Source organism: uncultured Acetatifactor sp. (genome assembly GCF_948601915.1).
In the GTDB taxonomy this organism is placed as follows: domain Bacteria; phylum Bacillota; class Clostridia; order Lachnospirales; family Lachnospiraceae; genus Acetatifactor.
Genome location: NZ_CAPDXS010000143.1, coordinates 1 through 9,111 on the forward strand (window position 1 = coordinate 1; position 9,111 = coordinate 9,111).

At 51.7% G+C, this 9,111-nt stretch carries 11 protein-coding genes; 8 read left to right on the forward strand and 3 right to left on the reverse strand.

The window, feature by feature from the left end; genetic code table 11:
- The coding region (locus tag Q2B33_RS19535; protein ID WP_300914190.1) for a hypothetical protein at window positions 1-397 on the forward strand (397 nt) is incomplete at its 5' end.
- Window positions 398-834: 437 nt separating this feature from the next.
- Here the strand turns inward: Q2B33_RS19535 and Q2B33_RS19540 are convergent.
- A complete protein-coding gene (locus tag Q2B33_RS19540) occupies window positions 835-1,518 on the reverse strand; it encodes a type II toxin-antitoxin system PemK/MazF family toxin (RefSeq protein ID WP_300566903.1) in 684 nt (227 codons plus the stop codon).
- 99 nt (window positions 1,519-1,617) lie between these two features.
- Here Q2B33_RS19540 and Q2B33_RS19545 point away from each other — a divergent pair, with 99 nt between their 5' ends.
- The 5 genes from Q2B33_RS19545 (at window position 1,618) to Q2B33_RS19565 (ending at window position 5,931) form a co-directional block, all read left to right on the forward strand.
- Window positions 1,618-2,094, forward strand: coding sequence for a ribbon-helix-helix domain-containing protein (locus Q2B33_RS19545; protein ID WP_300566900.1), 477 nt, complete (start codon window positions 1,618-1,620; stop codon window positions 2,092-2,094).
- Window positions 2,095-2,166: 72 nt separating this feature from the next.
- Window positions 2,167-3,186 carry a DUF5688 family protein gene (locus tag Q2B33_RS19550; RefSeq protein ID WP_300566897.1) on the forward strand — a complete coding sequence of 340 codons (1,020 nt, stop codon included), beginning with the start codon at window positions 2,167-2,169 and terminating at the stop codon, window positions 3,184-3,186.
- A gap of 115 nt (window positions 3,187-3,301) precedes the next feature.
- A complete protein-coding gene (locus Q2B33_RS19555) occupies window positions 3,302-3,814 on the forward strand; it encodes a hypothetical protein (protein ID WP_300783881.1) in 513 nt (170 codons plus the stop codon).
- Window positions 3,815-3,864: 50 nt separating this feature from the next.
- Window positions 3,865-5,088, forward strand: coding sequence for a MobP3 family relaxase (gene mobP3, locus Q2B33_RS19560; RefSeq protein ID WP_300566891.1), 1,224 nt, complete (start codon window positions 3,865-3,867; stop codon window positions 5,086-5,088).
- A 156-nt stretch (window positions 5,089-5,244) separates the two neighbouring features.
- Window positions 5,245-5,931, forward strand: a complete 687-nt coding sequence (locus Q2B33_RS19565; protein ID WP_300566888.1) for a hypothetical protein — start codon at window positions 5,245-5,247, stop codon at window positions 5,929-5,931.
- 88 nt (window positions 5,932-6,019) lie between these two features.
- Here Q2B33_RS19565 and Q2B33_RS19570 read toward each other — a convergent pair whose 3' ends face one another.
- Window positions 6,020-6,331 carry a helix-turn-helix domain-containing protein gene (locus Q2B33_RS19570; protein ID WP_300566885.1) on the reverse strand — a complete coding sequence of 104 codons (312 nt, stop codon included), beginning with the start codon at window positions 6,329-6,331 and terminating at the stop codon, window positions 6,020-6,022.
- Between the two features lie 361 nt (window positions 6,332-6,692).
- Window positions 6,693-6,881: a hypothetical protein gene (locus Q2B33_RS19575; protein WP_300566882.1), complete on the reverse strand. Its 189-nt coding sequence runs from the start codon at window positions 6,879-6,881 to the stop codon at window positions 6,693-6,695.
- Window positions 6,882-7,001: 120 nt separating this feature from the next.
- On the opposite strand from Q2B33_RS19575, the gene Q2B33_RS19580 reads away from it, so the two are divergent.
- Both Q2B33_RS19580 and Q2B33_RS19585 read left to right on the forward strand, forming a co-directional pair.
- Window positions 7,002-7,847, forward strand: coding sequence for a hypothetical protein (locus Q2B33_RS19580; RefSeq protein WP_300566879.1), 846 nt, complete (start codon window positions 7,002-7,004; stop codon window positions 7,845-7,847).
- Between the two features lie 195 nt (window positions 7,848-8,042).
- Complete coding sequence (locus tag Q2B33_RS19585) at window positions 8,043-8,705, forward strand: hypothetical protein (RefSeq protein ID WP_300566876.1); 663 nt, start codon at window positions 8,043-8,045, stop codon at window positions 8,703-8,705.
- Window positions 8,706-9,111: the final 406 nt, after the last annotated feature.

The window sequence follows — 9,111 nt, forward strand, 5'->3', positions numbered from 1 at the left end:
ATCCCTGATGCCGGAAAGGAGGCATATGAGGCCGGTTTATGTGTGCCAGCTGGAGGAGCGGAAACAGATGGAGGTCAGGAAGCTGCTGGAGGGGCTGATTCTCCACGGCTGCGGCGGTGATAAATCCGAAGTGGAGCGGTATTACGGCATGAGCCTTGAGGAAGCCGTACAGAACGGCATGGACTCCAAGATTGTGGATCTGGACTATATCATGGTGTTCTATGCGGAGGAATATGATTCTGGAAAAGCGGATGAGGAATTTCGTCTGATGGATGCCGCCGTAATCTCCAGCATTTTAAAAGAGGCGAGAAAAGCTGATGATGTACCGCCATTTGTCTATCCCTGCGGCCGGATGGAGGACAGGGTGGAGCTGCAGGAGGATGAGTGGGAACGGTAAAATGGAGGTGTGCAGAAAGACTGGCACATTTCCGGAGGGCTATAGATGATACTTCGCTCTTCGGGAGCGGAGCGACCTCTGTCCCGATGCCATGCAGAGGGGACTTGCAAGCCAACCGGAGGCTGGCTTTGTTAAGGCAGGAATAGGTTTGTGAAACAAACCGGGGAAACACCGTACAGGCAAAGCCTGTACCCTTGTTAAAAGGGGATGGAGCCTGTTAAAAAGCTGTTAAGTGGGCAAGGGCCAGCAGACAGGGGATTGAGGAGAAAAGCGAGAGAATCCGGCAGCCGGAGACAACGGAAAGGAGCCGCCATAAATGACGGCTCCACGGTTACAAAATTACCAGGATTGCTCCTGCGTTTACAACATCATACTAGCACAAATGAGCAGGGTTGTCAAACGATTTTGTAAGCCATTTTAGGATATGCTGAAAAGCTTCAGGTTATGCCGCAGGATTTGAGCCTGTCGCTGATCTCTTTCAGCACGGCTGGCCTGACATCGCCGATTTTTTCAAAATGCACCCTGGACAGGCTGACCTGGGTGATCCTGGTGACGTTTGCATAGCGTGGCATTTCGGGGAAGCCGTACACCTTGTCCACCCTGACGCTGTATTCCATGTTCTTCGGGACCTGGGAGGAAAGCGGGATGACGACAAGGGAATCTTTCAGGTTCTTCAATATGATTGCCGGGTGACGCCCGCCAAATTCCGTTCCGATGTTATAGCCGAAATCCACCCAGACGACAGCCTTGCGTATCAGGACAAGGGAGCGGGCGATGAGCATGACATCTTCATCGGGTACGGCATCTTTCCTGACGGAAATGATGTACTGGTCTGTCTCCCCATCATACCTGTAGTATTTTCCCACAGTCTCCTGCTTGTCTGCATGGAGCCACCGGAAAGAAGAGGGCTTTATGGTATTGGGGAGTGCAGAGGCTGGTATCTGGAAAGACTTTTCATCTGAAATAAGATTTGTCTTGAGGTTCGTCCATTTATAGTATTCATTGGCCAGCTTGACGGCTTCAGGTTCTGACGGATCTATATGGGAGAAATGGCCATGGAGGGTGGAGAGCATCTCCTTAAAGGACTGGCCGGCATCTTCCAGGGTGGCAGTATGTTTCATGGGAAGCTCCTTTCGGGATGATGGCTCTATTGTATCAGATTGCATGGCAGAATACAACAAAAGATGACAGAAAATGGGATGACAAGGAGGGAGGAGCCTATGGCAAAACGGGACGACCGCATCATCACTTCGGTCTATCTGACAAAGGAGATGTGCAGCCAGATTGACAAGATGGCGGACAGGGAGCATATCTCCAGGAACGAACAGATCCGGCGCTACATTGAGAAAGGGCTGGCGGTGGAGGGGTACAGCCAGGACATCGACCTGATCGCCGGCATCATCCGGCAGGAGGTGCAGGCGGTCTACCATATCGAGGACATCAGGGCGGTGGTGGAACAGCAGGCCAACCGCATTGCAAAGATGCACATGAAATCCGGCAAGGTGGATGCGGCGGCATTCTTCCTGCTGGTCAAGGTGCTGATGAACGTGGCCCATGAGGGGACGGAGGAACAGTTTGACCAGATGCTGTCGGAGGCGGTGGCCCTGGGGGTGGACTACATGCAGAAGAAGGACTTCCAGATCAACAGCTTCCTGGCGGACAGCGGCAATCTGCGCCGGATTGCAGATAAGTTATAAGTGGGACAGTGAGAAAGATGGAGCTGTGTCAGGGCGGCATATGGGAACCGACACGAAAAGGAGAGGGAAGACATGACAGGCTTTGAAAGATTTCAGCAGAAAGTAAAGGACGGGATCCTTGCCTATCTGCCAAAGGAGTACCGTGGAGCAGAGGTGGACATCATCCATGTCCGGAGGAACAATGACCAGAAAGGTGTGGCGATGGCCATAAAAAGGGAGGGCCAGTCCACGCCCGCCAGGATATACCTGGAAGAGTATTACAACAGGTTCCCGGACTGGGCATCGGACAAGGCCATCCTGCAGGCAGTCGCGGCGGGCTACCTGGCGGAGGAATCGGAGATGGGATGGAAAGCGGAGATGGCGGAGGCCATAAAGGACTTTGGTTCCATAAAGGGCAACATCCGGGTGCAGGTGGTGAACAGGGACATGAACCGGGAGGGCCTGCGGGGCTGCCCGAAAAAGGAGGTGGAGGGCACGGACCTTGTGGCAGTGTTCCAGATCATCCTCTATAAGGAGGGGGAGGAGCATGGCAGCGTAAAGGTGACGGACAGGATGATGGAGGGATGGGGCATAGACATGGAGTCCCTCTATGGGACAGCCCTGGAGAATACCGCGGCCCAGGCCCCCGCGCGGATCAGCAGCCTGATGTATGCATATTCCGGCGGGGAGGAGTCCCTGGCGCCGGAGGAGGTCTTTTCAGAGGAACAGGAGCTGTACGTCCTGACGAACCCGCAGAGATGGGACGGGGCGGCCGCCATGCTGTACCCGGGGCTCCTGCAGTCCATTGCGGAGGCCACCGGTTCCAGCTTCTACATCATGCCCTGCAGCGTCCATGAGGTGATGCTGGCAAAGGAGGGAGATGGGAGGGACGCATGGGAGCTCCAGAGCATGGTCATAGGGAGCAACCGGTACGAGCTCCCCCCGCAGGAGATCCTGTCGGACCAGGTATATTTCTATGACGGCAGGGAACAGAAGCTGTCCCTTGCCACGTCCCCGGAGGAGGCACAGGGGCTCACAGGGAGGATAGGGATGCTCCCAGCCGGATATGGGGGGATGGGGACAGGAGGCATGGAAGAGGAGATGGAGAGGTAGGAGGGGACATGGACGTAACACGGCACTACAGGGAGATGGCCGCATGGACGGAGGGGAGGAAGCCGGTCTTCCCCTGCCATGCGGCACGGATATGGAGCGGCAAAGGAGACGGCATATGATAACGGCGGTATTGGAGCATAGAGGGGATACACTGGTGACGGAGCTGCCCTGCGGGCTGTATGAACTACAGGCGGAGCTGTCCAGCATCGGCATCACATGGCAGTCATCCTCCCTGCCAGTCTCAGGCACGGAAGCTGTCCATGTGGAGCTGGCAGCGGATGGCCCGGTGGGGGAGATGGTGCTGTCCCATATGGGATGTACGGACCTGTTCCTGGACCTGAACAGGGTATGCCAGGAAATCGAAAGGGTATGTCCTTTTGGACATGACGGATTCCTGGACATGCTGTCCCCAAAAGACGACCCGGCCCATGACCACTATCTTCTTTACAGGAAATATGAACAGGCACCGCCGAGCACAGCTACGGGGCTCAAGTACCTGGAGGAAGAGGCAGGGCGCTACCGCGCCACCATGGAGAGCTATAAGCGCGCCTGGCTGACAGAGATGGAAGAAGAGGAACCCGGAGGGACGGATGACAGCTGGAAATATGAAGAAGAATGGGAGCGGTAATGCTGGTGGAATATTCTCTTTCGGATGGGAGGTGACGGCATATTTCTCTGTTGGTCTATAAGCAGCGGTTCCAGAACCCCAACTATAAAAGCACGGCCAGCAGGAACTACGCCCATGTGCGATATATTGCCACCCGGCCCCGGGTGGCGAAGAATGAGGGCATGGATCACGGGCTGTTCGGCTGCCTGAGGCCGGGGACGTCCCTGACGGAGTTTCCGGACTGGAAGGACGTGGCGAGGCTGGTCTATCAGAATTCCCGGCGGCATGTCACCATGTACCGCAGTGTGGTCTCCTTTGGGGAGGATACGGCAAAGGAGCTGCTGCTGACGGACAAAAAGGCATGGGAGAGGTATATCGAGAACCATATCCGCACCATTGCGGAGAAGAACGGCATCCGGCGGGAGCATTTCCAGTGGGCGGCCGCCCTGCACAGGGAGAAGAGCCATCCCCATCTCCATGTGGTGTTCTGGGACGATTCCGATGAAAAGGCTAAAATCAGGAATCCCTTTACCCATCCGTCCATTCCGAACAATATCCGCAGGCAGATGATAAAGGACACCTTTGCCGGCCGGATAAGGGCTTATGGGGAGGAAAAGACTAAAGCGGCGGCTGGCCTGCGGAAGATTAGCGACAGCCTGGTGGATGACTTCGAGCGCCATATCCGTCTGCTGGGAAATAAGAAATATCAGAAACTCCGGGAGGAATATAACCTGGATGCGGAGCTGGCGGAAGACTTTGATTTTTCCGATAATACGCTGAATGAGACCGCCGACAGGGTATTCCGCCTGAAATCCGCACTTCCCCCAAAAGGCAGGATTGCCTACCAGCTGCTGCCGGAGGAACTGAAAAAACAGGTGGATGCGCTTACGGCTTATCTGCTCTCCCGGGTGCCGGAGCTGAAAAAGCTGCGGGAGGATTATGTGGAGAGCAGGATGAAGATGGTTCATCTGTATGGGGGCAGCGGGGAATACATGTCATCTCAGAGGAAGAAGTTTGAGGCCGAGGCGGACAGGATTATTGCCAACCGGATTCTGGGGATGGTAAAGACTTTGAACCGCCTGGATGACGAGGGCAGGGCGGCGGAGTACCGGGAGGGGCGGAGGAAATATTATGTGGAGCAGATGGTTCTGGAGATGCTTGACATGCTCTCTTCCCTGGTGGATACCAGCTGCCGCCAGTATGATGATTTTGAGAAAGCATGGCAGGGGGAACTATCCAAGGAGGCCAGGAAGGAGCTGTATCTGAAATATCAAGATAAGGGATACGAGCATTAGGCCGGAGTGTGGGCGGATGCAGGATGAAATGCTGTAGTAATTGCAGTAGATATTCTGGCTTCGTGAACTGGCAGTATCCTTTATGGCTGGCATGGCAGGTCAAGGAAAGATTGCCATTGCGCTTACTATAAGATAATCAGCAGGAGGGAGATGTGAATGAAAAGCAAGACGGAATTTTACCAGGCGTTCTTTGAGACACTGGAGAAAAAGGGGTTTTCCATCCGGCCGCCGTCCTCGCCGGATTATGTGGCGGACATTTACCATAAGAACCGGCAGATTGCCTTTTACGGCAGGCAGGACACCATTATCAAAAATCCCTTTGTGGAAGTGGAGGAAAAGCTGATGGAGCGGCTGCAGGCGCTGGCAAAGTCCACGGCCATCGGCTGCGGCATCTGCTCCGACCGGCCCTATGATGAGGATGCCGCTGCCCAGGACAGAGGCGGCCTGGTGAAGATTAATGAGCATAATGGCGTGGTCCTGGTGTGCAAGCAGCATCCCATCTTTGACTATGTGCTGTCTACTTACCGGAAGGACATGGAGCATGGGGGAACCCCCATCCAGAGACAGTATTTTTATAACAAGGAGGCGGCTTTTGAGGATTTTGCCATGCGTAGCGGCCTGGTGGACGGGAAGAAGCTGTTTACAGAGACGGAACTTAAGATTCTCCATGCAGGGCTTGTGAAGCTGCGGACGGAGGACCAGGAGCTGGATAGAGACGGCATGGAGTCTGTGGCGGCGCTGGTGGAACGGATTGAGGACATTGTGCCGGAACTGGGGAAAAAGGAGAGGACATTTGATTTCATGAAGCTGTTTTCGCCCCTTGAAAATGTGAGGGAACGGTAGGGAACTCTCGTGAGGTGGCACTTTGGGTGCTGGATATATGCATGGTGCTGCCCTGCCAGGACAGGGGAAAGCTGCCGGGGTAAGCCGGTCAGCTTTTCAGGAGCTTTGCCATCTGGAGCAGGGCCTGTGCTTTCTCTTCCGGCAGGACACGGACGCTTTCCAGAAGCTCCCGCTCAAAAGCGGAAGGGTACATCACTTCGGCATCTCCATTCAGAAATTCGGGGAGCGTAGTGCCGAGGCAGGAGAGGAGCTTCTCCAGTATGTAGACGGAGGGCTGGTTCTCGCCCCGCTCAATCTTGTGGATGTAGTTTTCGGACACATCGGATTCTTTGGAAAGACGGTATACGCTGAACCCTTTGCCGGTCCGCAGCTTTCGGAAACGGTTTGGAATATCAATCATGGCTGTCACCCTTTCTTGCCTATGCAGATTTCCGGGATTGGAAATCTGTTGGAACCAGGCTCCAGACCTGCGGTCTGTCGTTGAATCAGTAGGCTTGCAGTATTGAAACCCACTGAAATCAGACTCCAGACCTGCGGTCTGTTGTTGAATCAGTAGGCCTACGACACTGGAAAGCCACCGAGAACAGACTCCAGACCTGTCGGTCTGTCGTTGAATCAGTAGGCGGAGCCTACTGATTCATATTATGGGTGATAGCTGAACAAAAGATAATACAAATAAAATGATTGAAAATACAGATATATTGTTGTATTATGGAAGAACGGAACGAAAGAACAGCCTCGCCGCCAGAGCGGGAGGGCTGTCAGTCATGGCCTTTGGGGACGGGCGGCCGAATCTCGCCCTCTGCCTGCTCCACTTCCCTGATATGCTTCAACAGGACATATTCGATATAGTTCGTCATGGAGCGGTGCTGTGCGGTGGAAAGCGCCCCGATTTTGTCAAAGACCTCATCTTCCAGTCTCAGGGTAAATACCCGTTTGTTTGTAGCCATAAGATATATCCTCCACTTGCTTGTCATCAGATATATTTTATGGTATTCTTTATAACTATTATACAGTCACTTGACAGCTAAGTGATATCAGATTAAGCTAAAAGAAAGGAGAGTGATGTTATGCACCAGCCACCACAGGGGGAATCCATCTGGGGGATCATCAATACCTGCGTGGAGATCGCACTGAATGTCTACATGATTGTGGCAGTGGACGGGCAGGGCATTGAGAGGGAGGGTGTCATGATACGGAAAAATGCCGTAAAGGACACCCTTTCAGAGAAAGCCGCCGCCATGGGGAGGGAGGATGGGGACTGGCTCTGTTTTGACGAGGACAGAAAGGACATCCCGGTGTATGAAGTGCTGCAGAGGCGCATGGCGCTGTGCAGGAGGATGGAATCTGTCGTGATGAAGCAGATGGAGGAGATCCGGAGGGACGGGAAGCTGTCCCTGACGGACTATTTCGGGGAATGTGCGCCGCCGGTGGAGACCCCTGCCGGGAGGGTGGATGACATGCTCCATGTGCGGAACGGCATCTACATGACCCAGGATGGGGAGAGCATGAAGTTTGCCGTCCATGAGGCGGTGGCGGACTTTTTTTTGTCCCCCATGGCGGCGGAATGCGGGAGCAGGCAGGGTGACTACCTGTTTTACGACACCGCATCCAGCGCCGTCATGCTGAATGAACTGAAGAACGTGTTTGACGAGGTATCGGCGCTGGTCATCACCGAGGACAGCCTGTATGCCACCCTTGACCAGAAATTCCCCGCCTATAAGCAGCTGTACAATGCCTGTGTACCGAAAGAAGAGCAGATACCGGAGGTGGATGCCCCGGCAGAACTATTCCTTGCGGTGCAGCTGGAAGCAGCCAGGGACAGGGAGGAGCAGGAGAGCCGGCCCGTGGAAGAGGAAAGGTTAGAAGAGCAGGAGGAAGAATTCGGTGAACAGATTGACTATGATATCAGATAGGAGCTTAGTGCAGAAAAGGCACACCATGAAAAATAAAACTATATAAAGCCATCATGGAGAAAAGGAAATAAAATAAATCTTCCCTTTTCGGAAGTGCGTATCCATTAAGAATCCGTCTGCAAATATTCATTGCATGTAACCGAATAATACTTTATAATGACGTGTGTAAATAAGGATAAAGTGGGGGTAATTAATATGGATTTCTTTAAGGCATTGGGAAACAATCTGAATTATAAAGATAATTTACAGCTTGATGCGTCATTCACGGTAGCTCATGTTAATTATGATAAATCGCCGATATTTGGTGAGATTGATGGTAGGAATCTGGCAAAAGGTTCAAGAAAGAATAGTTTATCATCTGAGGAGAAAATGGATGACGTTATTGGGTATATAAATTCATTCGATGGGACAGAAAATGATTTTAAAAAGGACGATCGAATATCACTATGGAAGAGTTATTGGATAGAGTATATAAATGCATTTGATAAACTTACAGATTTGCTGCCAAGTTCGATAGTCACAATTTATGTTGGCAGACAAGCGATTGAGATTGGGTTTAAATATTTACTGCTCAAAAAAACTGGGCAAATAAATATGACACATGATTTAGGGGAGTTATCTAATTTGTTCTTAACAGAATATAATATTAGTGATAGCTACATGGATTGTGTGGATGTGTTTTGTGAAAAGTTTTGCAAGTATATTGAGGGTGGAAATGTCGAATATTTTAGATACCCGGAGTATAAAAGGAACACATATTTTGCAGGCAACCGTTTGGACATAAGTTGGTTATCTTATAATTTTGCTTTAATTATATTGAAGTTATTTCACTTTGCTGATTTAGACACCGAAGCGTAAAAGAAAGTGTTTTTTGAAAAAACGAAAAGAGTACCATATGCTCCAGCTGTAGCATAACTAAATGGATGTAAACCGAGTAGCATACTATGCATTAAGTTTGGCAATGGGAATACTTTTTCAAGAAAATATTGAAAAAGTAGATTCTATCTGATATATCAGATAGAAAGTCTGCCTTTCTCATTGGTGCGTATCTAAGCCCTTTCAATGTCATATTGCCACGAGAGGACGAGGAATACAAATTCCTGCAAGTCAAAAATGAGGGAATCTAGCGAGACGGAAAACGAACTGACCGGGGAAGAATGTGCGGCTCTCTAATGGAGTTGAAGAATCAGATTATGGACATGGTGGTCTTCCATGGTTGCTACGACAGCATAGGGCATCTCAAAAAGCAGATATTTATGACGGA

Excerpts from the sequence above, each read along its gene's own strand:
- Q2B33_RS19580 (WP_300566879.1), top strand. The coding sequence starts at position 7,002 with ATGCACCAGCCACCACAGGGGGAATCCATCTGGGGGATCATCAATACC.
- Q2B33_RS19565 (WP_300566888.1), top strand. The coding sequence starts at position 5,245 with ATGAAAAGCAAGACGGAATTTTACCAGGCGTTCTTTGAGACACTGGAG.
- Q2B33_RS19550 (WP_300566897.1), top strand. The coding sequence starts at position 2,167 with ATGACAGGCTTTGAAAGATTTCAGCAGAAAGTAAAGGACGGGATCCTT.
- Q2B33_RS19570 (WP_300566885.1), bottom strand. The coding sequence starts at position 6,331 with ATGATTGATATTCCAAACCGTTTCCGAAAGCTGCGGACCGGCAAAGGG.
- Q2B33_RS19545 (WP_300566900.1), top strand. The coding sequence starts at position 1,618 with ATGGCAAAACGGGACGACCGCATCATCACTTCGGTCTATCTGACAAAG.
- Q2B33_RS19555 (WP_300783881.1), top strand. The coding sequence starts at position 3,302 with ATGATAACGGCGGTATTGGAGCATAGAGGGGATACACTGGTGACGGAG.
- Q2B33_RS19575 (WP_300566882.1), bottom strand. The coding sequence starts at position 6,881 with ATGGCTACAAACAAACGGGTATTTACCCTGAGACTGGAAGATGAGGTC.
- Q2B33_RS19540 (WP_300566903.1), bottom strand. The coding sequence starts at position 1,518 with ATGAAACATACTGCCACCCTGGAAGATGCCGGCCAGTCCTTTAAGGAG.
- Q2B33_RS19585 (WP_300566876.1), top strand. The coding sequence starts at position 8,043 with ATGGATTTCTTTAAGGCATTGGGAAACAATCTGAATTATAAAGATAAT.